General features: G+C 52.1%; 17 protein-coding genes and 1 pseudogene. 12 read left to right on the top strand and 6 right to left on the bottom strand.

Annotated elements, in window-relative coordinates; all coding sequences use genetic code 11:
• The 3 genes from DXY04_RS02175 to DXY04_RS02165 form a co-directional block, all read left to right on the top strand.
• A partial coding sequence (locus tag DXY04_RS02175) for a hypothetical protein (protein ID WP_206749649.1) occupies positions 1-588 on the top strand: 588 nt, incomplete at its 5' end.
• Between the two features lie 1,420 nt (positions 589-2,008).
• The gene (locus DXY04_RS02170; RefSeq protein WP_206749648.1) at positions 2,009-2,407 is read left to right on the top strand and encodes a hypothetical protein; all 399 of its coding nucleotides are present in this window, start codon (positions 2,009-2,011) and stop codon (positions 2,405-2,407) included.
• 224 nt (positions 2,408-2,631) lie between these two features.
• Positions 2,632-3,030, top strand: coding sequence for a hypothetical protein (locus DXY04_RS02165; protein WP_136975356.1), 399 nt, complete (start codon positions 2,632-2,634; stop codon positions 3,028-3,030).
• Between the two features lie 561 nt (positions 3,031-3,591).
• On the opposite strand, the gene DXY04_RS02160 is transcribed toward DXY04_RS02165, so the two are convergent.
• The gene (locus tag DXY04_RS02160; RefSeq protein ID WP_244278549.1) at positions 3,592-3,897 is read right to left on the bottom strand and encodes a hypothetical protein; all 306 of its coding nucleotides are present in this window, start codon (positions 3,895-3,897) and stop codon (positions 3,592-3,594) included.
• A 52-nt stretch (positions 3,898-3,949) separates the two neighbouring features.
• Here DXY04_RS02160 and DXY04_RS02155 point away from each other — a divergent pair, with 52 nt between their 5' ends.
• From DXY04_RS02155 to DXY04_RS02120, 7 genes are all read left to right on the top strand, one after another.
• Positions 3,950-5,188 (top strand): virulence-associated E family protein, encoded by a 1,239-nt coding sequence (locus DXY04_RS02155; protein ID WP_115160798.1) that lies wholly within the window; start codon positions 3,950-3,952, stop codon positions 5,186-5,188.
• 175 nt (positions 5,189-5,363) lie between these two features.
• Positions 5,364-5,606 (top strand): hypothetical protein, encoded by a 243-nt coding sequence (locus DXY04_RS02150; protein WP_115160797.1) that lies wholly within the window; start codon positions 5,364-5,366, stop codon positions 5,604-5,606.
• A gap of 353 nt (positions 5,607-5,959) precedes the next feature.
• Complete coding sequence (locus tag DXY04_RS02140; RefSeq protein WP_115160795.1) at positions 5,960-6,457, top strand: mannose-6-phosphate; 498 nt, start codon at positions 5,960-5,962, stop codon at positions 6,455-6,457.
• A gap of 87 nt (positions 6,458-6,544) precedes the next feature.
• Entirely contained in the window at positions 6,545-7,099 is a 555-nt protein-coding gene (locus tag DXY04_RS02135; protein WP_115160794.1) for a hypothetical protein, read from the top strand.
• Positions 7,099-10,626 carry a TM0106 family RecB-like putative nuclease gene (locus DXY04_RS02130; RefSeq protein WP_115160793.1) on the top strand — a complete coding sequence of 1,176 codons (3,528 nt, stop codon included), beginning with the start codon at positions 7,099-7,101 and terminating at the stop codon, positions 10,624-10,626. The genes DXY04_RS02135 and DXY04_RS02130 overlap by 1 nt, the downstream gene beginning before the upstream one ends.
• A complete protein-coding gene (locus DXY04_RS02125; protein WP_115160792.1) occupies positions 10,623-11,804 on the top strand; it encodes a DNA repair exonuclease in 1,182 nt (393 codons plus the stop codon). The genes DXY04_RS02130 and DXY04_RS02125 overlap by 4 nt, the downstream gene beginning before the upstream one ends.
• A gap of 5 nt (positions 11,805-11,809) precedes the next feature.
• Complete coding sequence (locus DXY04_RS02120; RefSeq protein ID WP_115160791.1) at positions 11,810-14,527, top strand: AAA family ATPase; 2,718 nt, start codon at positions 11,810-11,812, stop codon at positions 14,525-14,527.
• A 2,680-nt stretch (positions 14,528-17,207) separates the two neighbouring features.
• On the opposite strand, the pseudogene DXY04_RS02115 reads toward DXY04_RS02120, so the two are convergent.
• The 4 genes and pseudogenes from DXY04_RS02115 to DXY04_RS02100 form a co-directional block, all read right to left on the bottom strand.
• Positions 17,208-17,417, bottom strand: a pseudogene (locus DXY04_RS02115) (hypothetical protein); the annotation flags it as partial.
• Positions 17,418-18,620: 1,203 nt separating this feature from the next.
• Positions 18,621-19,139 (bottom strand): hypothetical protein, encoded by a 519-nt coding sequence (locus DXY04_RS02110; RefSeq protein WP_136975355.1) that lies wholly within the window; start codon positions 19,137-19,139, stop codon positions 18,621-18,623.
• 3 nt (positions 19,140-19,142) lie between these two features.
• Positions 19,143-19,682 (bottom strand): hypothetical protein, encoded by a 540-nt coding sequence (locus DXY04_RS02105; RefSeq protein ID WP_136975354.1) that lies wholly within the window; start codon positions 19,680-19,682, stop codon positions 19,143-19,145.
• A 109-nt stretch (positions 19,683-19,791) separates the two neighbouring features.
• Positions 19,792-20,178, bottom strand: a complete 387-nt coding sequence (locus DXY04_RS02100; RefSeq protein ID WP_115160788.1) for a hypothetical protein — start codon at positions 20,176-20,178, stop codon at positions 19,792-19,794.
• A gap of 197 nt (positions 20,179-20,375) precedes the next feature.
• On the opposite strand from DXY04_RS02100, the gene DXY04_RS02095 reads away from it, so the two are divergent.
• Positions 20,376-20,840 (top strand): hypothetical protein, encoded by a 465-nt coding sequence (locus tag DXY04_RS02095; RefSeq protein ID WP_115160787.1) that lies wholly within the window; start codon positions 20,376-20,378, stop codon positions 20,838-20,840.
• A gap of 169 nt (positions 20,841-21,009) precedes the next feature.
• Here the strand turns inward: DXY04_RS02095 and DXY04_RS11750 are convergent, their stop codons facing one another.
• Positions 21,010-21,549, bottom strand: coding sequence for a hypothetical protein (locus tag DXY04_RS11750; protein ID WP_136975353.1), 540 nt, complete (start codon positions 21,547-21,549; stop codon positions 21,010-21,012).
• A 1,282-nt stretch (positions 21,550-22,831) separates the two neighbouring features.
• Here DXY04_RS11750 and DXY04_RS02075 point away from each other — a divergent pair.
• Positions 22,832-24,058, top strand: a complete 1,227-nt coding sequence (locus DXY04_RS02075; RefSeq protein WP_115160784.1) for a hypothetical protein — start codon at positions 22,832-22,834, stop codon at positions 24,056-24,058.
• Positions 24,059-24,312 lie beyond the last annotated feature (254 nt).

Below are 24,312 nucleotides of genomic sequence, written 5' to 3'. Positions count from 1 at the left end.
ACACGGCAGAGGTCTGTCCTGGTGGTGATGTGGTTCTTGAGAGCACCTGTCGATCTCTTACCCGTGATGTGTCCGGGCATTACGTCGAAACCCTCTCCATACACATCACCAACCTCCTCTCTTTTCTCCAACTGTTTGGGGAAAGGGGTGGGACAGGTGGGACAACACCATCCATTTACTTTCCATCCAATGACCACGATCAACATCGACCCCAGGACCGAGACCCTGTTCGCCAAGCGAGCTTTCCTCGCAGCGCACATCGTTGAGCTGCAAGCGAAAGCCTTGGAACTGGAAGGGTTCGTCGAGGGCCTTGAGTCCACAGTTCAAGAATTTGAACTCGAAGACGAGGAGGCCGAAAAGAGCGCCAAATACCTTGGCAGTGGCCGCTGGGAATACCGCGACTCCTTTATCGAGGGGGTGTGGGTGATGCCCATCGGCGAGTACGAGTTCTTGGCGATGAGCGACTTGCACGAACGTCAGTTCCAGACGTTCAGCCAGGCCACGACGTGGCTCGACGGCGTTTACGCCGGAGCTGAAGAATGTGCTGACCTCAGCCAGACGAGAGGAGCAGGAACGCGACGCAACTGATTTGACAGTCGCAACCTGATTACGACGCTTCCCCGGCCCCTTGCGCCCCAGTGGATCTGGGGGCCTTCTTTCGTAATTTCAATTGCGCATGAAAAAGCCGGGTGCAGTTCCCCCCGCAACCCGGCTTCGACGCAATCAGTCGTTTATGTAGCTGGACTTAGCCCGTCCCGTATTGACTCTGTTCTGGCTCAACTGTTCAGCTGAATACATGAGCTGACTGGCGCATTGACTCAGGGGGCGTCATCACCACCACATCTGTCCAAGGGCTTGAGCAGTCAGGGGTTGCTGACCCTGAGTATTTCTACTCGCTAGTCAGCTGCCTGTAGTTCCTTATGGTTCTCCAGTCTTCTGTTCCGTAGGCCCCCTTTCAACAGCATTAGGCAATGCGCCTCCGCTTTTGGAAACGCCAATCGATGACTGACCACACCCTCAGCATCTCCGCCGCACTGCGTGAAGCACAGTTGCAGCGTCTTGAGGCTTCTCTGGCTTCAAAGTCAGCAGCCAAGCCTGAGCCTCAAGTCGAGGCCCCAAAAGACAAGGACGAATCAGTTCGCGACTGAGAGTTACGGTCGCTCTTCAGCCCTTGATCAGCACGGCATATTGAGGACATCCAGCTCCGGCTGATGTTCTCTGAATACTTGTTGTGGAGGCGCTTGTCTCGATAGTTCTGGGCGTCTTGCTCGCCTGGTTCACCACCCGGCTGATCATTTGGTTTTTCAGCCCTGATCGGTATCGGCGAGATCGCAGTTCAGAAGATGGATGACCGCCTAAAGGTCGCTCTTAGTGCGACGGTCATCGCGGCGATCTTCGCTTTTGGGGCCGGTGGGAACTGGTTGGTTTTCCTTGTCCTCACCTCTATGGCAATCCTTGTGACCTGGGAGTTCGGCTAAGAAGCAGATGAAAACCCTTCTCCTGCTTTTGGTTATTGCGGCATCCATCTGGGCTGGAATTGCTCTGGACCGAGCTGGTTGGAAGTACCGGAAGCAGCTTTGGCAATTTCAAGGGGCCGCTACTGGCCTCGTTGCGGGATACCTACTGGGCCGTTCCAGGCTGATCTGAGTTCTCAACGCCGTCTTTGGGAACGCAAATTAATCACCGTGTTGATGGCGGCCAAAGTGACCAGACAGGTGAGGCAAAAATCCTTGTAATCCATGCGGGCATTGCACAAGCCCCGCAGGCTGCCAGATCAGCGCCGGTTGCCATAACGGCAGTTGAGACGGCCGATGACTCCCGCGAGTACTGCTAACTTCAAAACGTCTGACGAAACATCCCCGCTATGGCGGGTCTGAGGACATTCGCACTAATCCGAACACCTCGTGCCGCCCCATAGGCGGGTTGATTTCTAATGCGCAAACAATTTGGTTCCGACGGCCTCGGCACCACCCAAAGCCACTCGGCTCGGACGTTTTCGCCTGCTCGCTTGAGCGGGATCCTCCTTATCCCTTGTCTCGCTCTGTCTGCAATCGCGCTGTACCAGAGTGAGGGTCAAGCTCAATCCTTTCTGCAACGTCGCATTCAACGGAGAATGCAAGAACGACAGTTGCAAGAGGAAGCGAAGCTGACTGAAAGCCAAAAGCAGCAGCTTTTCCAAGTGAGGCGCGATTGGTTTCTCAGCAGCTATGAGAAGAGACTCGCCTTGTTCCAGTCAACTCAGGCTTGCCTGAAGGATGCTCAGACTTTTCAGGACGGCAAGGAGTGCAGGTCAAAACGACGGCAGGCAGGGCGACAGCTTCTTGAAGAAGGTCGCCAAGTCATGAATGCCGAGCGTCAGCGTTTAGGTCTCTCGCCTTTGCCGACTGGCTTGCCGCTGTCGTTCTGATGGGTAGTGACTCCCTCTCTAATGGCATCGGCACAGACGAGAGCCAACTGGATTGGACCCCATGGTCCGTCACAGAGGACGTCGCTCTTGACGGGACTTGCTCAAAGCGAAAGCGGGCTTTTTTCAAATCAGCCTTGCCACGTCTTTTGACATTCCTAGAAAGATCCGCTCGTCATGCTCATCCCAAGCCAGCGCCATGGCACATCACCACTGGTGTTTGTGCTGTGGATGAGGTTGCTGACCATGTGATGGAGATGAACTGGTCTGGTTGGTGGTTTCGCCATATGTGCAGAGCCGCCGACATCCTCAAGATTCCCTGTCCTGACCAGCGTTTTATGGATGATCAACGACCTTGGAACAGTTGGGGGGAAGTTATTGACCTCAAGCTGGAGCACCAGATTGCTCGGCCAGATGGGGATGGTGAGGAGCTGATTTCTCGCGATTGGGAGTTGCCGCCCTTTTACCTCGGCAATCGCTTCCCTCGCAAAAAAGAGAATGTCTGCGAATGCAGCATTCCCCTTCCAGAGGAATCAGTTGCTCTCGCGCAGCTTGCTGAACAAGCCAGCCAGTGCGACTCACCAGAGGACTTGGAGATTCCTGCTGTCTTGCAGAAATTTTTCTAAGGACAAGCACGTCAAACCCAACATCAGATGGTCGGTGCCCACAAGGCAATGAGCGTTAAGGCTGATTGCCTTGTGCGTGCCCGCTGACGAGAGTGAGTCCATCGAGATCGGAGGCGTCAATGAAAGACGACGGTCCAACCGAGCAGGTTTTAGAAGTCGCCTGACCTTTCGAGCATCTGCTCCACGAGTTTTCTCACCATCCATGGGCTTGCCCTAAATCCCGGCACCATCACTGCCGGGGGGCACTCAACACTGAGTCAGAAGGTCCATTACATGGAACCTTGGCCCCAGGAGCTTGAAAGGCCCGACACTTCGCCCGACGCCAGAAATGGCATACGGCATGGCCCCTGTTCCGTCATCACAGGGGTGTCGGAAGCGAGCAATAGGAGAGGTCACCCCATTCCTGTCGTAGGTGGGCTGGCCTCTCATCCCCTGATCACATCGCGGGTTAAAGATGCACAAGCGAGCGAGCTAGGCCGTCTCTTCCACCTGGGAGGGGCGGCCTTCCTCTTTCCGTGAATGCAGTGCTGCAGCCGGGCAATACGTAAACACAGTTGAGGGTCAGCGCCGGTGGTGGTGGTTTGAGTGACCACGGAAGCCCTTCTGATCAGCGCCCAACGCCATCATTCGATTCAGCGCCGTAATGGCACCGACAGCTGCTGAATACTGTCCTGCATTTTCTGCCTTGCGGGCGATGCGCTCGAGTCGTCCCACCTGCTGGAAAAGCAAGTCCCGCTGATCGATCTCCTCAGATCCATAGCAAGCGTCCAACCAGTCCTTGTGAGCCGCGGCGACGACATCACGAGCCTGTCTCCGGGAGCACCCCCATGTTTTGGCAGTAAAGGCGGTTAATTCGCTGAGACCCATTCCGGCGTCTATCTGCCGCGCCGCCCAGGAGAATCGATTTCACCCTGTCGCGGTGTACCTGGAGACCCTGGTCAAGGCTCCCGATCTAGACCCCATCGACCTGGATGAAATCGGCAGCTACTGGGGGGTCCAGGACGATCAGCTGTCGTGCCGGATGCTTCGGGTGATGCTGCTGGGAGCCGTTGCCCGCATCTACGACCCAGGCACCAAATTCGACACCATGGTGGTGTTCAAAGGTGAGCAGGGGAGAGGCAAATCAACCTCGCTCCGCAAGTTGTTTGGGCCGCAGTGGCTGGTCGATACCCAGCAGCCGAAGCACAAGGATCAGCTGCTCGTTCTGCACAGATGCTGGTGCTACGAGGCGGCGGAGCTGGACTACCTGACCAGCCGCAAGGAATCGGGGCTAATCAAGGGCCTGCTGAGTTCAGCGGTGGACACCTTCATCGCACCATATGGGCGGTTTATCGAGGCCCATCCGCGCCGATCAATCATGGTCGGCACCTGCAACCGAGACGACTTCCTCAGGGATGCCACCGGCCACCGGCGCTTCCTCGTTATCGAGACGGGCCAGATCGATTGTGACCGGATTGAGGCTGATCGCGACCGCATCTGGCGTGCCGCTGTTCTGGCCTATCGGGAGGGGGAGCCTGCTTTCCTGTCAGCAGCAGACCAGGAAGCCAGCAACCGGAGAAACAAGAGCTTCGAGCTGGAGAATCCGTTCGAGGCAACCGTTGGCCACTGGCTCCGCTTTGGCAAAGGCGGCGATCAGTTCACCCTCGATGAGTGCCTGGCAGGCATCGAACGGTGCAACCTTCAGGCGCCCGATCGCCACCTCGTCAAAGAGGCGCTGAAGGAGCACGGCTGCAAGCCGCCCAGAGGGCAGGTTCGCCGCAACGGCGTGAAGGTCAGGCTGTGGACTCACTACCGAGCCACCTCGGCAGCCTCACCCTCTACAGGGGGGCATGAGGCGCCTCAATCAGCAGGGACAGCAGAGGATCCGGGCGATTTGTCTCATGCCTCTCCTCCTTTTAGAGAAAGGAGTGAAGTACAAAAAACAGGGGGGCATCAACAGTCCCTGCCCGTTTGTGCGGAAAAGGGCGAGGCGCCGAGACAACAGCCCAAACCCCCTGTGGGATCTGGGTTCGACGTTGACTCGGGCGATTGGAAGCCTGAGCCTGAGACAAATCCCGCCGCTCAATCGAGACTGCCAGCACTGAGCACTGACCACTGCTCCAGTTGCAGGAGCTTGATGCCATCAGATCCATTGTCAACGCAGGCATCGATCACCTAACAAAGGCTCATGTGGCATAACGCAGCCAAACCCTTCAACCATCTCCAGGCTGGGGCATTGATTACCTAGCAGCGCTTAATGAAGAGATATCAATCGCCGCGGCCAGACTCCCATAAAATGCAAGTCAATAAATACATCTTCTTACCCCTATTTTCATAGCCAACCCTAAGGAAAAATGAACGACAAACAAGCCGCATCATCCTGGAGAGCAGAGTATTTGGAGATGAAGACTGGCCTGAAGGAATCACAAATCCGATTACTAAAGGAAGGTCCAACCCAACTAGCGCAGGCATGGCTGCTCCAAGCCATGCACAACGACTACAAAAAGATGAAGGGGATTAGGGAAAAGCATCCCAAGGAAAACAACGGACAATTACAGTCATCACTAAAGGATTTTTTTGAAAAAACCAAAGACTGATGAATCAATCAATCCTGAAACACCGCAAAAAATGCAGAAGAAATAAAAAAACTCCTTATGCTCTTTTTTATCCCAATGCTGCCCATCAAGGCAGGTGAGCCAGAGATCAAGTGCCCTGGATTGACTACTTATGAGATGAGGTTCTGCGCATCGCAGAGTTGGGAGCACTCCAACCAAGCACTGAAGGAACAGCTGACCCCAGAGACCCTTCAAAAATGGAATGCAGCAACACAAAAAGTCTGCGCTGCCGCTTATGCACCATACAGACAAGGAACGATCTATCCCCATATAGTTGTTGGATGCGATGACCGACTGAACCGAGTTCTATTAGAAGAACTCAGGGGCTTAAGCGAATGAATCCTTTGCTGTTCCTGCTTCTCATCACCCCTGCCGGCCTGACGGTGCCTCAAGAGCATGTACTCCCTGTCTTTGGGTGTGGAACAGGGTGTCGGGTAGAAACAGAACAGTTATCCCTGCCCGAGCAGATGCCTGACGGTTGGATCAAGGTCAAAGTCAGGCAAAGGACCTGGATCACCAGATGCGACTGGAGCACTACCCCACTCGAGTGCATTGCTGAACCTGCTTCGGGCAGAGCAGGTCCACCAGTTCAGGAACTTTGGTTATTTGCCAACTGCTCTGGGGAGAAGTTTGCCACCAGCAAGAGCCCAGACCGAAGCGATGCTTGGGACCAGGATGTCTTCTACAGAGAAGGGGAGTTTGCTGGATACCCGAAATATCAGACGGTTCATGGAAATCCCTTCATGCGGTGGGCGAAGTTATGTCCACTGGAAGCAAAAAAAGGAGAGCGCATTATCCAGAAGCAACAGCAGTCCTTCAGAGATTTTTTTTGACAAAGAGCAATGAAACCACTTCTATTGGCATTACCTCTGATCAAAGGAGCAGCAATGACGTTTGAATTGCAATGGGAGATCACTTAAATGCCAAACGATTCAAACCTCCGGCTCAAGGAACGTGCAGACGTGGTAGCTCGAACGGTATTGAGCCAGCAATCGTTTTATCAATCAGACCAATGCACCCAGAATCAGAAGCAGCTCCTAGAAACGATGGTTGGTGCGGCAATTTGGTACTTTCCCCAATCCGATGAGCTTTGGACCGGAGGGATCTCGGTTGAGGCGTTAAAAGCATTAGCCGAAAGCTCACAGCCGAAAAAAGTGAAGCTCACCAAAGACCACCGTTATCCACGCAAGGTGGCTGCTGCGGAACTATTTTTATTGAACTGGTCTGTCATTGAGGATCCAGCCAAAGAGGTTTTAAACCGCTATTTGAGTTGCTACGGCCAATACAACTTTGTTCTCCCTGAAGAGAACAAGCGCCTTGTCAAATATCAGAAAACCAAATCATTTATCTCGCCGGAACAGGCATATGAACAAGCCGGCATTCAACTTAAGCAGCTGTCGCGGCCGTTGCTTAGGGCTATTCAGTCCGGCGAAACTGAACTGGCAGCGCTTGTTCTCTCTGGAGACATCGATTGATGGCTGATCGGCTCGTAACCCCCTCCCAGCTATCTCTGTTCAGCCGAAGCCCGGTGATTGGTGCCTGGTGGGAAGAGGTACATGCCACAGACCCCAAGCGCGCTCCGCGTCCGGAGATCCAAGCGCTTGATGACTTGTTGTTTAAGGCAGGCCATGAGCATGAGCAGGTGCTGATTGCCAGGCTTGAGGCTGAAGACAAACAGGTGGCCCGGCTCGAGGGTGGGCAGAGCGAAGCCGACTACGAGGCGACCCGCGCAGCCATGCGCTCTGGTGCGGATTACATATGGCAGGCCTCGATGCACAACGATGAGATGCGGGGCTCCGCCGACCTGCTGGAGCGAATCGACAAACCATCTGCCCTTGGCGATTGGAGTTACATCCCGATCGAATGCAAGCTCTCCAGCCACTCCAAGCCGATCTACTTGGTTCAGGCCTGCGCCTATTGCGAACTGCTGACGCCAATCCTTGGGCAACGGCCGGAGCAGTTCAAGCTCTACCTCGGTGGCGCTCAGCTCAAGCCTTATCGCAGCTCCGAATTCTGGAGTTGGTATCAGCGCCTGCGGCAGCGCTATCGCGAGTTCAGAGCCGGGTTTGACCCCAACCAAGAACCGGATGATGCCCCCGGTGATCACGGGCCATGGGAGCCACACATTCAGAAACGGTTGGAGCGCGCGCGGGATCTGATCCTTGTGGCAGGGATGCGCCAGAGCCAGCGCAACAAGTTGCGGGCCGCTGGAATCAGCTCGATCGATGATCTGGCGTCATGCACTGAGGATCAGCGCGTGGCTGGCCTGGATTCGGCGATGTTTGCCCGGTTGCGTGAACAGGCACGCATGCAGATAGCTACGGCATCGCGGAATGATGACCGCCCTGCCTTCAAGGTGCGGCCGCAAGCGCAGCAGGCCAAGGGGCTGGACATGCTCCCAGCTCCAGATGCAGGGGACATCTGGTTTGACATGGAGGGGTTTCCCGATCCTGTGAGCGGGAAGAAGCTGGAGTACCTCTTTGGGGCCTGCTACCGCGATGAGGCAGGCAAGCTGCAATTTGCCGACTGGTGGGCCCACAGCTCCGAAGAGGAGAAGACAGCGTTTGATGGCTTTGTGCAGTGGGTGCAGCAACGGCGTGAGTGCCATCCCGATTTGCACGTCTACCACTACGCCAGCTACGAGAAGACCGCATTAGGCAAGTTGGCTTCACGCCATCAGATTCATCAGGCTGAGATTGATCAGTGGCTGCGCGATGAGCTGCTGGTGGACCTCTATCCGATCGTGCGCAACGGGCTGTTGATCGGAGCTCCCAGCTACTCGATCAAAAAAGTGGAGCGGCTCTATGGCCCCCCTCGCTCAGAAGAGGTGGAGAACGCCGCCGATTCGGTCGTGCAGTACGCCGAATGGAAAAAGGAGCCAGATCCAAAAATCCTCAAGGATCTGCGTGATTACAACGAAAAGGACTGTCAAGTCACTGAAGGACTCCATGAGTTTCTGCTGAAGCTTCCGGAAACACAGGAACGGAACCGCCGGGCCAACAAGTGGGGTACATCAGCTAAGGCGGCCGAGGAGTCCAAGCAGTCGAATCAGCAGGAGAAGGAACTTGAAGCCGCCGCGCGTCAATTGCGTGAAGAGTTGACCGTGCCGTTGTCTGATCCGGAAGTGACCGGGCCCCGCGGCTTTAGCTGCAAGTTGCAGAAATTGATTGCTCAGCTGATCGATTTCCACGAACGGGAAGGGAAGGTGGAGTGGTGGGAGTTTTTCAACCGGTTGCAGATGACTCCGGAGGAGCGACTGGATGACAGTGAGGTCATTGCTGGCGCTCAGCTCAAGGGAGTAGAGCCGATCAAGCGCTCGCTCGGGTTTTGCTACCGCTTCAATGCCGAACAGCCACTGAAGTTGTCAGCCAAAGAGGGCCGTCAATCCAGCTTCGCGGTGGTTCCGCTCAGCCCCAGTGGGGAGCGCCTGGTGCCGATGCCCCATCTCGTCTTGGCCGATGGCAAAGCCTGGGGTGCACCAGGCTTTTTGGATGACGACGCACCTGATCAGGTCACGCTCAAGGTCACCCAAGATGCCTTGGCCAAGGCCGTTGGTTGGTCGAGCGCCAACTTGCCGAAGCGGGCTGATCTGGTGCCTTTCCCGAAGTCGATTTATCGGCAGATGCTCAAGCATCTGGTGCGCCTAGCCCAGGGGTGGGTAGTCGAGCGCAAGCCTCTGCCGCCAGCTTTGCTTCATCTCCTGGAGCGGCAAACAATCCCCGAACTTATCCCGGTCAACGCCGAGATCCGTCGAAATCCCAAGGCCACGGCCTCAGCTCTTGCTGGTTTTCTGCAACAGACCAACGGCATCGGCTTGTCCTTGCAAGGCCCCCCGGGCACAGGCAAAACCACGGTGACTGGTGAACTGATTGCCCAGCTAGTGGCTTGTGGCCAGCGCGTGGCCGTGAGTTCCAACACCAATGAAGCGATCAACAACCTCCTACGCAAAGTTCAGGATCGTCTAGATGCCAAGAGTTCCTCAGCGCTTGTGGTGAAGGTGGCGAGTTCCTCTAGTGAGAAGGCTGATGTGAGAGCACTGGCTGGATCAAGAGCCCAGGCTCTGCAGGAGAAAAACATCTCATCGTCACCTGCCGTTCTCGGCGGCACGATCTTCACCTTCGTGAAGGAGGCCTATGACGAGACCCCCTTCGATTTATTGGTGATCGATGAGGCCGGCCAGGTATCGCTAAGCAATCTTCTTTACCTAAGCCGCATCGCCCGAAACATTCTGTTGGTGGGAGATCAGCAGCAGCTGTCACAACCAAATAGGGCGGCCCATCCCGATGACAGCGGCCTGAGTTGCCTTGACTACGTTATGGCCAACGAGCCGGTTGTTTCCAACGACCGCGGTGTATTTCTGGCGACGAGTTGGAGGATGCCACCATCTTTGACCCAAGTGGTTTCGAAACTGTTCTATGCAGGGGAACTACAACCGGCCACTGCCAATACCGCCAACCAGGTGAAGTGGTCAGGCCTAAGCCAGGGTCTGGTGTTTGAGCCGGTTCACCACAACGGCAACAGCACCGCCAGCGAAGAGGAGGTAGAGCGCATCGCTGCATTGGTGGATCAGCTGATTGGCCAAACCTATGAGCGCGCCCAGCTTGTGAATGGCGAGATGACGACCGTGAGTGGAAAGCTCGGCCAACAAGACATCTTGATCACCGCTCCGTACAACATGCAGGTGAACCGGCTCCAGAAGCGCATAGGCCACAAGGCCCGCATCGGCACCGTTGACAAGTTCCAGGGGCAAGAAGCCCCGGTGGCGATCCACTCGCTAACCGCCAGTGATGGGGAGAGCGCTCCGCGTGGCCTCGATTTCCTGCTCGACCCCAACCGGTTAAACGTGGCGATCAGCCGAGCCCAGTGCCTCTCGATCGTGGTGGGCTCCCCTCAGTTAGCGATAGGCATTAGCAACAGCATTGGGAATGTCCAACGGCTCAGTCTCTTGTGCAGCCTGATGGAAGCAAACTCAGCTCCCATGAGCCTGGAGGTTGGCGAATGACCCGCTTCATCCACACCGCCGATTGGCAGATCGGCAAGCCTTACCGCCAGATTGCTGATGAGCAGAAGCGCTTCAAGCTCCAGCAAGAGCGATTGACCGCCATCGGCCGTATCCGCGATGCCGCACGCATGCAAGGTGCTGCTTTTGTCGTGGTTGCAGGTGATCTCTTTGATTCGCCTACGCCCCCGACGACTGCGGTGCTCGAGGTCTTGGAAGCCATCGGTGAGATGGAGATCCCTGTTCTGGTGATTCCGGGCAATCACGACCATGGGGCCTTAGGAACCGTTTGGCACCGCGAAGATTTCCAGAGGCATCAGCGCCAAATGGCGCCCAACCTGAGGTTGCTGCTGGAGCGCGAGCCCGTAGAGCTGGATCAAGCGCTGCTTTTGCCTTGCCCGTTGCTGCGCAATCAGGACAGTGCCGATCCAACGCTCTGGCTTCGTTCCTTGGATTGGAACGGATTGGACACCTCGAAGCCGCGAATCGTTCTGGCCCATGGTGGCGTACACGGCTTTGGCGGCCGTGAATACGGGCTAGATGAAGAGGCGCAGGCGGGGGCCAACAACCTGATTGATCTCCCTTCGCTTCCCGAACAGGAAATCGACTACATCGCCCTCGGCGATTGGCACAACCTCAAGCAGGTCTCCGATCGCGCTTGGTATCCGGGCACTCCCGAGCCGGATCGCTTTGATCAAGGGGAAGACAACCAGCGCGGCCAGGTGCTTGCAGTGGAAGTCAGCCGCGGCTCTACTCCGGAAATCCAGACGATCCCGACTGGCCGGATTCGCTGGCACAACATTCGTTGTCGCTTCAACAGTGATGAAGATCTCGATCGCTTTGAGCGGCAGGTGGATGAGCTCACTGCTGGTCGAGTGGCGCGTGACTTGTTGCGCGTTGAAGTGAGCGGAAGCCTCAGCCTTGCCGGCCATCGTCGCTACGACCAGATCGTCTGCGATCTGGAGAATCGCTTGCTGCGGCTTCGCCTCAAAGGGGAGTGTCAGCAAGCCCCTGAGGCCACGGAATTGGAGCAACTCACCGGCCGTATGGAAGATCCATTGATCGCCCGGGTTGCCGAGCAACTGCAGGGCCGGCTGCAACGGGAAGAGGACCCTGACTCGGATCAGGCAGCTCTGGCTCGCACGGCCCTTTGCGAACTGTTCCGCTTCACCACCGTCTGATCAGCATGCGTCTTCTCAACTGCCAACTGCAGAACGTGAGGCTCCATGGAGATCTGAGCCTGGAGTTTTCGCCGCGAATCACCCTGATCGGTGGGGCGAATGAAACTGGAAAAAGCACCTTGGTGGAGGCGTTGCACCGGGCCCTGTTTCTGAAGGCAAAAGCCACGGGTGCACCGGTTGAAGCCTTGCAGTCCAGGCTGCATATGGGCCACCCCACCGTCAGTGTTGGGTTTGAAGCCAAAGGCGATACCTGGTCGTTGCGTAAACGCTTCAGCGGCAGCTCTGGCCAGGTGAGCCTGTCTGCGGCCTCCAGTGCTCAGTCACTGAATGGTGAAGTCGCGGAAGAAGTCTTGGCTGAATTGGTAGGCGTGAAAGAAACGCTGGGCAGCCGTCAGGCCTCAACGGTGTTACCCACCCGTTGGGCTCACCTCTGGGTGATGCAGGGTGCAGCAGGCGACAACTTCCTGGAGGCGGGCAAAGCCCATTACGACTTTGATGCGCTCCTGGCCCAACTGGAGCAGAGCGGTGGTGCGGTGGTTCAGCAATCGAGCCATGACCAGCGTGTTGCTCAGCGGGTTGAGGCTGCACTGGATGAGAACTTCACCAGCCGCGGCGTCAAGAAAAACTCGCCGCTGTGGCAACGCCAAGAAGAGTTGGAGCGGGCTGAGTTCGCTCTGGAGCGTGCCCTGGCCCGCCTCAGCGATTACGAGGAGGCCGGAATTGAATTGGCAGGGATCAGTGACGAACTGGAGACATTGCAGAGCCAAGAGCTCCCCGCCCTTGAGCAGCGCCGCCAGTTGATCACAGAGGGGGCTGCAGCCTCGGCCAAGTTGGATGCAGCCATTGAGCTGGCCTCTAAAGCGCTGGAACCCCTTCGCTTGCGGCACGACACTGCAACCAAGCAGTTGGCTGATGTTGATCAGTTGGCCGGCCAACTTCAGGGGTCGCAACAGCGTCTTGCAGACCTGCGGCAGAGCCAGGAGGGTGCTGAGGCCAAGGAGCAGGAATTGGAGCGCGCCCTTGAAACGAAACGGGAGGCAAGGCTGCGACTCAATGCCCAGAAGCAGCAGTTGGATCAGAGCAATCAGCTGCTCCAGCTTTTGGTGGAACGAGCACGTTTGAGTGAAAGCCGTAGTCGCCTGCAGAAGGAAATCGAGCAGTTGCGCTCCAGTGCCAAGCAACGCAGCGCATTGGAACAGCAACTGGCGGCTGGGCCAGTGATTGGACGGACTGAACTCGGCCGGCTTCGAGAGTTGCAGCAGGCCTGGCGTGATGCTGCAACGCGGCAGCAGGCCATGGCGGCCGGCGTTCGGGTTCTACGCGCGGATCAGCCGGTTCGGATCAACGGTGAGGCCATTGCCAGTGGCGATCAGCGACAACTCAGCTCAGTGTTCGAGTTGCAGGTTGGTGAGGGTGTGGCCTTGGAGATCACCCCAGGCGGTGGTGAAGCCCTGGGTGATTTGGATGGGCAAACCAATGCTGCCGAGGCGGCGGTCCAAACCTGCCTTGCTGAATTGGGAGCGACTTCACTGGAGAACGCGGAGCAGATCGCTGAGCAGCGCAGTGGGCTCGAGCAAAAATTGCTGGCTCTTGGCTTTGCCTCTCAACAGGATTCGGCTACTCAAGAGCAGGAGCTGCAACGCATCGAGCAACGCCTTGATGATCTCGCCCGGCAGGTGTCGGCTTTGGCATCCTCGCAGCAGGAGCTTGAGCGGGAGCAACAACTGCCAACGGCGTTGGATGGTCTTTTGGCTCTGCAGCAGGGTGTTGCGACCACCTTGACCCACACCACAGCAGCTGTCACTCAGGCGGAATCCGATCTCGATGAAGCGAGCTCGGCACTGGAGACTTTCAAGGCCAACACACGTGATGGCGCAAGCCAGTTGCAGGTGGCAGAAGCCGAATGCCTAGATCGCCAGAGCCGGCTGGATGCTCTGAATGAGGCACATGGCAGCCGGGGCGCTCAGCATGCACAGGTGGAGCAACTCGCGGAGCAGCGCCAACAGGCTGAGACTGATCTTGGCAAGCTGCATGCTGAACGAGCTGCCTTGGGGAGTGGCGATCAGGAGCAAGAGCTAGCGGATTTGCAGAGCCAAATCGATGCTCTGCAGCTCAAGATCGAAGGCGTATTGGATCGTCGTGGCGCTGCAAAACAACGCTGCGACAGCATCAGTAGCGAGGATCCCTATGGGGCTGTGGAACAGGCCAGGGTTCAGCATGAAGCAGCTGAACTCGACTACCAAAGCCTTAAGCGCGTCACCGACGCACATCGCCTGCTTCAGGAGCTGTTCACTGAGGCCCAGGCCGATCTTTCCAGCCGCTACAGCGAGCCATTGGCTCAATCCATCGGTTCATTCTTAAGGCCTCTGATCTCCGGTGGACCCGTGGCTCAGTTGAGTTACGACCAGGCCAAGGGGTTTGGTGGCCTGCAGTTGATGCGTGGTGGTGAGTTCTATGACTTCCACCAACTCAGTGGCGGCATGAAGGAACAGCTGGCTGCAGCGCTGCGGTTGTCCATAGCCGAAGTGCTCAAAGGCAGCCACGACGACTGCCTACCTTTGGTGTTCGATGACGCTTTCACCAACTCAGATCCCGAACGGGTTCAGATCGTGAAGCAGATGCTGGGCACGGCTGTGGATCATGGCTTGCAAGTCATCTTGTTGACCTGTGATCCTGGGGCCTATGGAGACTTTGCCGATCAGGCCATTGATTTGAATACATGAGTTGTAGATACGCAATCAACGCATAAACCATCTTCTGGGTATTTCCACGTTTTTGTCGCTTCCAGTCAATAAATTTCGATATCTTTCAGTATGAATTAAGAGCCATGAACGCAAGCCCAAAAGCAAAATTATATCTACATTAATACGAATATGGCATCTTGACGGCTTCAAGACCAATGCCTCTTGCCAAGAAAATGCAATGGAGGATTACGTTGCCTATGGCTTGTCCTGGAAGTATTTCAAACTGCTCTTTTCGGGCTTATGGCAGATATCCACGACCCCGGAGGCCGACCTATGGTTTTTTGGCATCTGTAATCATCTGCCTCCAGTCCTCAAGTCGATCGGCAAAGTCTTCGACCTGAACTTCATCTTCGTCATATTCTCCATCAGCATCGTAAGTCTGGATCATCAGGGTCTTTTCCGAATCATGTGTCACAAAATCACCGCCAAATGGATCTTTGTCTGACTCAGAATCGCAGGAAAATATTGGATAGCATCCGCACAGCCGACAGTATTCGAGATCACAAGACTCAAAGGCGTCGAAATCAATATCTCTTGAAGCGTTGTAATTAATCTCTGCAAGAATAATTAAAGCACCCGATGTTTTAGAGGGCATTTTGCTAAGCGACCAACCCTCGGGCAAATCATTTTTCAAGTCATCAATATCATAGTCTCCACTGTTGCAAAAAGGGGCATCGACAGCTTCTTCCTCAAACTTTTTATGCAGATTATCTATTAATTCGGCGTTGAGTTCATTTGGGTCATCAATTTCTACCGTGACATAAGAAATATTTGTAGACCGCAAGAAGTCAGGCGTTATTCCCGAGGACTTATTGAAACTATTTGGCAAATTTTCAAGAAGATCGACTGAAACCTCTCGATTAGGCCAATCCTCTTCACCATTGTAGTTGCTGTAGAGGATGTGTGTCTCACCATCCTTGATAGCGAAGAATGTTAACTGGGTATCATAACCTCGGTCTTCAACTTCACCCTCATACTCCTCAACATCTTCTCCACGAAATCTAAACCCAGTGATGATATTGAAGTCGGGATGGCCGTATAAACCATGTTCAATTTCTTCCGGAATGCGAACAGGAACAGAAATCTCTTCAAATTCATCTTCATCAAATCCACCCTCAGCGTTGAACTCAAATTCAATCGAGCACTTACTTAGCTTCATCACTACAACATAAATGCCATCTTCGTAAGTGCCATCTTCATCAACTTCAGGCCCGAGAACTGACTGATCAGTGTTATAGGTAATGGTTCCTTCGTTTCCGCAATCCCCCTCATCACCGCTATTAACAACACCATCACATTCAGCAAGCTGCCCATAGGAGTTATCTCCGATTTCACTCAACTCCTCGCTGAGCTCCTGATTGTCAATGCATATTCTTAATTCATCAATTTGCTCTTCAGAGAGCTGGCCAAACAACACATGGCCACCTGGCTCTGTTTTGATATAGATCGTTTTCTCTTCATCCTCATCTTGCTCGCCAGAACCTCTAAATTTTTTAAGGCTCTTCTTGGCAGCCTTGACAACATCATCATCGCTATCATTCTCAATTAAAATTTTCAGAATTTCCTCGCTGGAGCCAGAGTTTTGCGCGACTGCTTGACGCACAAGCCACTGGCCTGATCTTGACAGTATTTCTAATACTTGCGCTGGTGCTTGCTGCTGATTGAGCTTTTCAACTTTTTCATCTTCGTCAAGTTGTTTCCATTCGTCTGGCAGGGCTCGTTCTCGTACGGCTGATTGAACATCTTCATCACTATCATTCAATAGTTCGTCGAGAATCTCCTGCGACGTTCTTACGGATAGTGCGACTGCTTGTCTTATTCTCCAAGAGTGAGATTTGGAGAGGATAGAAATGACGCTGTCAGAAACTTCGTCACCTTTCAGTGCTGAAATCATCTCACCTTCGTCTAGCATTTTCCAAGACTCCGGCAAATCACGCTCTCTGATACCTGATTGAACGCTGTCATCACTATCTTCTTGTAGTGTTTTCAGCAAACGTTCTGGTGTGGTCGGATGCAGTGCGACAGCACGTCTAACATCTGAATCACGTGATTGAGCTAGTATTTCCAGAATTGCAAGTTCTGTTGATTCCTCACGCAGACGTTCTGCTTTATCCCAACCGCTCATGAAGCGCCAATCAACAGGCAGTCTCCTTTCAGTGGTAACAGCAACTTGAATATCTTCATCATCATCATCCTTGAGCTTTTCTAAAATAGATTCTGGTGCACTGGGGCTCCAGGCAACTGCTTGACGTATTCTCCAGTCCTCAGAACTTGCCAATAGATCAATAATTTCTGAGGATACATCGTCAGATTTCAGCGCTTCAATTCTGTCAACTCGACTCATATACCGCCATGACTTCGGTAGATCTCGATCACGAGTGGCATTACTAACGTCTGAGTCATAGTCATTTGAAAGAGTTTTCAGAACATCTTCAGGCGTGCTGTCATGCCAAGCCACGGCTTGTCGGACGGACCAATCGTCAAAGCTAGCCAGTACTCTAAGGACATCAATATCTACTTGCTCTAAATTCCGAAGCTTACTGACAAGCTGTTCACCGTCGAGGTCTTGCCAGTCGGCTGGCAAATCAATATCTTGTTGATCTACATTCTCCTCTACAGATGATTCATCGAAATCAGCATTCTTAGATGACATTGCATCACCCTTTGCAGTCAAAAGGGCCTCATAAAAGCCAGTAAAGTTCAAACGCTCGCCACCCCCATCTTTTGGGGAAGAGTAACCGCAAGCCCTAACAAGATCAGACTTAGCTACATCTCCTAATTCCTTTATTTTAGCCAAAAGCTCCGGCCCAGTTAAAGGTTGGTTTTGGTTATTTAAATTATCAACATGCTGAGAAGGCGAATCGTCAATAACTCGGGCCAAATCCGACAAACTTCCACCGTATTCAACAAAATCATCAACAATGCGAGGCAAATCAGTACGACTCTTGCAGTAAGGGACTGGATATTCATCAGGGCCATTAATCTCAATTATGTATTCACCAGGATCACCTTCAAAAGTGCCAAGATAAACAGTTTCATCTGCATTCCATATCTCAGCACCACCCTGCTGAAAATAAATCCAAAGCTTGTCAAAATCCAAGCCGGATACGGATTCAGCTTTTAACTTTTTATCAGGACTTTTAGTAGCATTAATTAGAGTTTTATCAGTAATATAGGCGTAAGCCAAAGGGAGAACAGCCAAGAAAAGCGCAGTCCTCGAAATTGTACTTCCAAATAAAATTATTAGAATTACCGCAAAGTAAAGCGAATTGACAAGCCAGTCCTGGCGGCCCCATGATGAGAAAAATGCCTGAGGAAATTTGTCCTTTTCAGAAATATATGGTCCAGCAATAGCAAGAAAAAGAACCACTAACAGTATCCACGAATGCGACAGAAGTGCAATCGCAAATACAGCCAAACTGCATATAGCCAAGGGACGCTTTTTAGCCCAATAAACTTTGAGCAAAACAATTAATACAACTTTATTAATTATAGACCCACGCAATGAGGAAATCTGCTTTTTAACAATTCTCAACCACTATGTGGATAGTAGGCTAGGCTGATCGGTGACACAAATTCCTAGGAAAATGATGGTTATTGTGGCATACATTCTTATTTGCTCGTCCTTGAGCCTTACATTATTGAGCACCCTTGGCAAAATAAGATCTCGGATAATTGGATACAATCTAGCGCGCTCATTTTATCTCGAGTTACTGAGGCGAAACTCGATAAATCAATGCTGGATTCCCACCAAAGGTGATCATTGCTAATATTCTGGAAGTGCATACATTATTTTCCCAATGTTCAAGTACATTGTGAGACTGGTGAGGAATGGAATCGGGTTTGACTACGAAGTGATGGCTAGAACTTCGTACGAGGCGAAAGAAACTGCCGAAAGATTTTATCCGGATCACGTAGCAGTAAGAGCCAATCGAAAAAATTAATCGCCAGTGCAAGCTATAAAATAAAACGTAAATAACGCCTGCAAAGGCTAAAAATTTATAATATAACTCCCAGTGTTTCACTAATAGCGTTAAGCATATCAAATTGAATCAAACTTGCCGAAAATAAACTACCTAACGATCTGACCTGTCATTGTAATCTCGAGAGTAGGTTCTATACTGCATATACCACAAACATAGTATCTAGAGAATTGATTATCTGAAAAGAATTGCCACCCATCTGGCATTTTTTTCGTAAGCCTGAAAAGCCTGAACATATCATTTTCATCTGCAGTCAGAATAGTGACCTTGTCAGACCAGTCCAGGATCTTTGCGATTTGAGCTGAATCATGCCTATTTTTTACAATCTCGCTACCTATCTCATTTGAGGGTATGGGGTGCTCATAGGTGAATTTATTTTTTTGAGATTTTATCCCTCTTCTAAGCTTTCCGTCTTTTAAAAATTTGTTCTTCAGAAGGTGTTCAAGGGAAACTTCTGTAGCAAGATAAGTTTCTTTGGCGAGGCTGTATTTAGCTATGTAATTCAAAAGTCCATATCTAATTGCATGGTCTACATACATCCTATCGAAATCTTTTGTTTGAACAATAGAACAAATGACTGAGAACAAATCTGTCTGAAGAGAGTTCATGTTTTATACCGAATAGACTCGACCCTCGACGTCAATTAAATACCAATCATTAGCTTTACCTTCGAGTTCGTGCTCGTCGAAATCGCCGAACTCGCCGTCCATAAAAGTAACTTCAGTCAAAGTAAAATCAAGGGCAGTTGGACCACTACCTATCTTCAATTCTGTTTTAAATATTTGATAGTTTCCTGGATCGTTGGCCTTGTCAGAGGGAGCCTCGACTGAACCCCAAATACCTTTGTAAGTCTCGACACAAATAGCCCAACATGTGCCTCGAGACACAGGATCCTCTGAACCCACGTTAATTTCAAAGCCAAGTTCTTCTAAGGTCTTATTTTCATTAATTTCGTTATCGTCTAATATGATTGAAGGCTCGAAAAGTGCTGCCACTTGATCACCCTCATCCATTCCATTCTCCAGGTCATCGTAATCTAGTTCGCCATTTTCTGATGCTTTGAAAAATTGGTTGAATTGATCTTCGTCATCCAGCTCATATATGCAGAGCATAATACCAGTTCCGTAAACTTTAATTTGAGAATTTTTCACTCAATTCGCTCTGATTGAACCATGAGCATATCACTAATAACTTACGATTTCAAGGAATCTTGCAGATGAAAAAGCCTACTAGAGGCCTATAGTTCGCTGATCACTGGTATTAGACAGTCATTCCACGATAGTCCGTTTCATAATCATGCATGGCGTCACCAATGCAGACTCCTTCGTAATCTCCAACTACATAGCTTGGCAAATTTGCATCATCAGTGGTGGTGTTGTCTTCTTCCCATTCAGACATCTCATCTTCATCCTCCCATGAAAAATCAAAATAAAGCGTCCTCTTAAGTATGAATGAGCCTGGTTTTTCGGAATTTTCTTTTACAAGACATTCTTCAATTCTGCAGACCATCTCGCCTGGGAAAGAGTCATCGCAGACATATGCGTCGGGGTTCTTGTGACACTCGATGATCTCATTTCTGTCGTCTTCACTAAGGGATGAAAAATCAACCTCAAGCACTTGGTCTACCTCGTGGGTTACTGAAGACATGTGATGAAGTAACTTGTTGTTAGATGAGTATGACATCATTTTACTTATTGGGTCAAGACATAAAAGTATTTAGACCGCCATTAATTTCCTACCAACGACTCCATCTTACTTGCAACTACTTGATAGAAAAAAGTGATCCCAAACGCCTTACAAAAAGTCAGTGAGATGATATTATGCGGAAATGCCTCACTAAATCAATGGCCAGGCTTGTTATCACGTTAGAAGATTTCTCAATCGAAAGAGCTCTTTCAGAGCACTCAGTTCACGACGGCATCTCATTCAGGCAACTTTTAGATGAAAATGGGCAGATATCAAACATCAAACTTTCTGATTGCCTAAACCCCTCGCTAGATGTCAACCAGCTTGACGGTGATGCAACTTACAATTTCGATGACTGTTACACCCAAAATCCTCCAAAGGCTATCTCAGTAAGCGTTAGCAACATACGCGAAAACTCGGAGGACAATACTATTATTTTCAACGCCACCTGGACTTTTGAAGATTTTAAAGCTAAAGATATTGAAGAGTGCTTATCAGACTTAAACAACTGGAAGAGCGATATTGGAACCTATGGATTGCAGATGAAGGAAGCTATACTGAAAAATTATGGGCTCCGCAATAATAGATTTTCATCGCCAGACGTCAAGGTAAGCATTGAATAAATCAGTTGGAATGCTGTATCTCGCCCAAAAGCCCCCCCCAGGGACATGATTGGCGGCTAATACATCTACAACTTTTAATTAGGCTCACCCCCCCCCTAGGTTGAAAAGCTTGTGCGAGAAATTAGTTGGCTACAAGCTTGTTCACAACAAACCAAATGTTCGACAAAGTCTATCGATAGCTCGTCAAAAAATTCCAAATTCCTGAGAAGTCTTGCAAGCAATCATTGTCAAATCCATCAGAACTCATTGATCCTTCCTGCAGCAATCTCAAATGCTCTTCTTTCAAGAGTATATCGTCACCTACCTCACTAATTTCAAAATATGCATCCCAATTGCTCATAAGGACTTCGTAGGCATGAGAATCATACTCTGTCCAAGTCAGGTCCTTTTCGACATCAATTTCATAAGGGGATTCTTTAGAATAATCTCTCGCACCTCTCCATTCATCCCCAGAACAATCACCATAATAAATTGTACCCCAATTTACAAAGTCTTGTTTGAACAAGAAATCAGATTGGACTCCACCACCGCTATATCCATAGCAAACAGAATATATTACTTTTTCGTCCCAATGCTCTCCTTCTGAATCAATTGCTGTAAATGCTTGCTGTATCAGCAAACATCTGGGATTTTTAGATCCATCTGTACAGTCAAAGAAAAACATGAGCTCGCCATATGGCTCGAGGCGATTGATTTCTTCTTGGCTCATTTTTAAAATTCAGTTTATCTACATACAGCAATACAATCGTCTACTGACGTACGACGTGGCCGCGATGGGAGTTGTAACCAGTACCGGTCATGTGATCGAGCTGACGGATACAAGCCACGACTGCTCCTGGATTGCTCTGCCTCATCGCTTGGCCAGCAGCGGCCATCAGTGTCTGAATTGACCACGACAGTAGCTCCTGCCGATCAATACCGGTCTTATCGATGTCAAGCTTGATTTGCTGCCAGGCTTTCTTCAGTAGCCGGTAGCCCTGCGCCCTAGAAACCCCCCACGTTTGTCTCGCGTATCCGAGACATTCAGTGTTCGAGGTGCCCTCTAAGAGCATTTCTTGGAGCCGATCAACACGATCGACGATGTCTGCTGCGGTGGCTCTAGCCATAACCGATCAACTCGTGCGAGCCGCTGAACTTGCCAAGACAGTGCTAGGCCAAGAAATCAACAGGGCGAAAGTCAGATTTTCTTGGATCGCCTTGAAATTCACGGGATTTCCGTACTTTCTGCTGGGCAGCAACCCTTTCGCACCTGGGATCTGCTCAATCCTGGCCTCTAGACGCCGAGCAGAAACCTCAGCATCCGACGCCTCTCGATAGGACTGATCAATAGCCTGATCTAGATCCATCATTCGCTGACCTGAACTGCAGTACGACGGCTTTGGGGATTGGACAGTGGGCAGCCCTGAGGGATCGAGGGGCAATCATCATCAATTGATTGTTTCTCAAATGCAGCTTCTTGCTGCAACTCCGAAAGCACCAATTCAGCAAAGATCGGAAGACTCCGTTTAGGCATCGATTAACTAAACTAAGAACACAGATCTTTCAGCTGTTGGTGTCGGTGATCCTCATGGGGCGGCTTGATGCACCGCCCCTATTTTATTGCCACGGAATAACGAAAGAAAGGGATCTATACCAGTAGCTACCTGGCTTCTGCCAACTTCTCCAAGACTCCCCGCACCTCACCAGCAGTCGTTTGTGCCCCCGGATGGGTCACTTAGGCCGAAAAAGGCCAGCCTCGGGTCACACCCAGGGTCACAGCGCCGAAGCCTCGGGAAGATCGCATCCGAGACTCCAGTGTTTGCAATGGTTGAAGGGGCCTTCCAGCCCCCATGAGTCATTTGGGTGATAGCACTGATGCCGGCTCAGCCGCAACGAGAGTTGCCACGAAAAAACCCAGTTCTATAAAGGTATTATTGAGAGCAGTCAGTTGCATTCAAAGACATGTAGAACTAATTTTATCCCGAGATTTATCCCGAATTGTGCCCCGGAAGTTGAAGAAGCAGCCATGGGAGAAGCGGCTGCAACAGCAGACAGGTGGTTTGCGTGGATGGGGCTTGTCCGAGCACTACGGGAAGGTGCGGCTGAAGCTGCAAATGCCACCAGGCAGCGATGTGGCAAGCGCTTCGGCAACGCTCCCTTATCCATGGGCTGAAAGCAGCAACCAACCCGTCAATGCCCTGCTGCTGAAGATCTACGGGCCGGTGATGGAAGGCGGCATAACCCTGAAGGCAGCTATCGCTGACGCACTCGCCATCAGCGACCACAAGAGCCAGGAAGTTGTGACTCCATGGCCGGGCATTGTTGCCGCCTTCAAGAAGCACAAACTCACACTCGACAACCGCATCGCTCCCAAGACATTCGAGGCCAGCTACGGGCGATACCTGAAAGTGGCCCTGCTGCACCTACAAGGGCGCAAAGCAGCCCAGACAGGCAAGGCGCTGATGGAGAAGGTGCTGACCCATCAGAGGATCAACCAGAAGCAAGGCAAAAAACACGGGGAAGAGCTCAAGCCTTGGATCGAGATGCCGAAAAGCCGGCTCGAGTGCTGCCTAGCACTGAAGAAGTTCCTGGAATACGCCGTCGCTGAACACAGGCAACCTCAATCATTCCTGGTCCCGGAGAAGGACTATCTGAAGATCCGCGGCGCAGATGCCAAAAGCAGGAAGAAGGCCGTCCTCACCGACGCCGAAGTGCTGGAGCTGATCCGGTTAATCCCAGAGACGTGGGCCAACGTCATCAAGATCTGCCGGGTGTTTGGTGTGCGCTCGTGGGAGGTGGCGTTCATCACCCGGGCCACCAACGATGACGGCGAACTCCAGCTCCGCGTCACCAAGGGCAAGACCTACAACACCCGCGGCGGGGTCAAGGAACAGACCGATCCCAGGTGGCTTGAGGCCGTGGCTGTCGACGGCACCACCTTCGATCTGGTGCAGAACTGGGACCAGCTCAAGCTCCCGCCCACCGTTTCCGGGAAGACCCTCGGGGCCGTCCTGCGGCGTCTGCCTTACTGGCAGCAGCTGATGGCCGAATATGAGGCCCGAGGCGAGTGGCTCCGGCCGTACTCACTGCGGGACACATTCAGCGTCCGGGCTCACGGGATCGTGAAGGACGACACCTTGATCGCCGCGGCCATGGGGCACACGGTGGAGGTGCATCACCGCAGCTACAGAACGACAGAGTGGAGAAGCGTTCGGACTGCCTTCGCTGAAGCGAGCTAATCACACAGCCTCAAGAGCCTTAGAAGGATGAGCTACTTCAAGTGCCCTTACTGCAGCTTCGATCCTGGCAGCCACGCCTGGTCGGGGGTGGCTCTGGCAAGCCATAAATGGGAAGCACACCAAATCCCTGGGAGAGCAACCTTTAACTCCGAAATCTTCTACTACCCCGACAAAAAGACTTGGGATGAGAGCCAGTCGAAGCTGAGAGAAGCGAGGCTCTACCCAGTGCTCACACTGCTTAAACAGTGGGCGAA

Source organism: Synechococcus sp. UW86 (assembly GCF_900474085.1).
Classification (GTDB): Bacteria; Cyanobacteriota; Cyanobacteriia; order PCC-6307; family Cyanobiaceae; genus Parasynechococcus.
Note: the sequence above shows the minus strand (reverse complement) of the source record. Positions and strands in the feature narration are given on the sequence as shown.

What these genes read in the sequence shown, in the direction of transcription:
- DXY04_RS02120 (WP_115160791.1), top strand. Translation starts at nt 11,810, where the DNA reads ATGCGTCTTCTCAACTGCCAACTGCAGAACGTGAGGCTCCATGGAGAT.
- DXY04_RS02150 (WP_115160797.1), top strand. Translation starts at nt 5,364, where the DNA reads ATGAACGACAAACAAGCCGCATCATCCTGGAGAGCAGAGTATTTGGAG.
- DXY04_RS02095 (WP_115160787.1), top strand. Translation starts at nt 20,376, where the DNA reads ATGGCCAGGCTTGTTATCACGTTAGAAGATTTCTCAATCGAAAGAGCT.
- DXY04_RS02125 (WP_115160792.1), top strand. Translation starts at nt 10,623, where the DNA reads ATGACCCGCTTCATCCACACCGCCGATTGGCAGATCGGCAAGCCTTAC.
- DXY04_RS02160 (WP_244278549.1), bottom strand. Translation starts at nt 3,897, where the DNA reads ATGGGTCTCAGCGAATTAACCGCCTTTACTGCCAAAACATGGGGGTGC.
- DXY04_RS11750 (WP_136975353.1), bottom strand. Translation starts at nt 21,549, where the DNA reads ATGAGCCAAGAAGAAATCAATCGCCTCGAGCCATATGGCGAGCTCATG.
- DXY04_RS02140 (WP_115160795.1), top strand. Translation starts at nt 5,960, where the DNA reads ATGAATCCTTTGCTGTTCCTGCTTCTCATCACCCCTGCCGGCCTGACG.
- DXY04_RS02135 (WP_115160794.1), top strand. Translation starts at nt 6,545, where the DNA reads ATGCCAAACGATTCAAACCTCCGGCTCAAGGAACGTGCAGACGTGGTA.
- DXY04_RS02100 (WP_115160788.1), bottom strand. Translation starts at nt 20,178, where the DNA reads ATGTCTTCAGTAACCCACGAGGTAGACCAAGTGCTTGAGGTTGATTTT.
- DXY04_RS02110 (WP_136975355.1), bottom strand. Translation starts at nt 19,139, where the DNA reads ATGAACTCTCTTCAGACAGATTTGTTCTCAGTCATTTGTTCTATTGTT.
- DXY04_RS02130 (WP_115160793.1), top strand. Translation starts at nt 7,099, where the DNA reads ATGGCTGATCGGCTCGTAACCCCCTCCCAGCTATCTCTGTTCAGCCGA.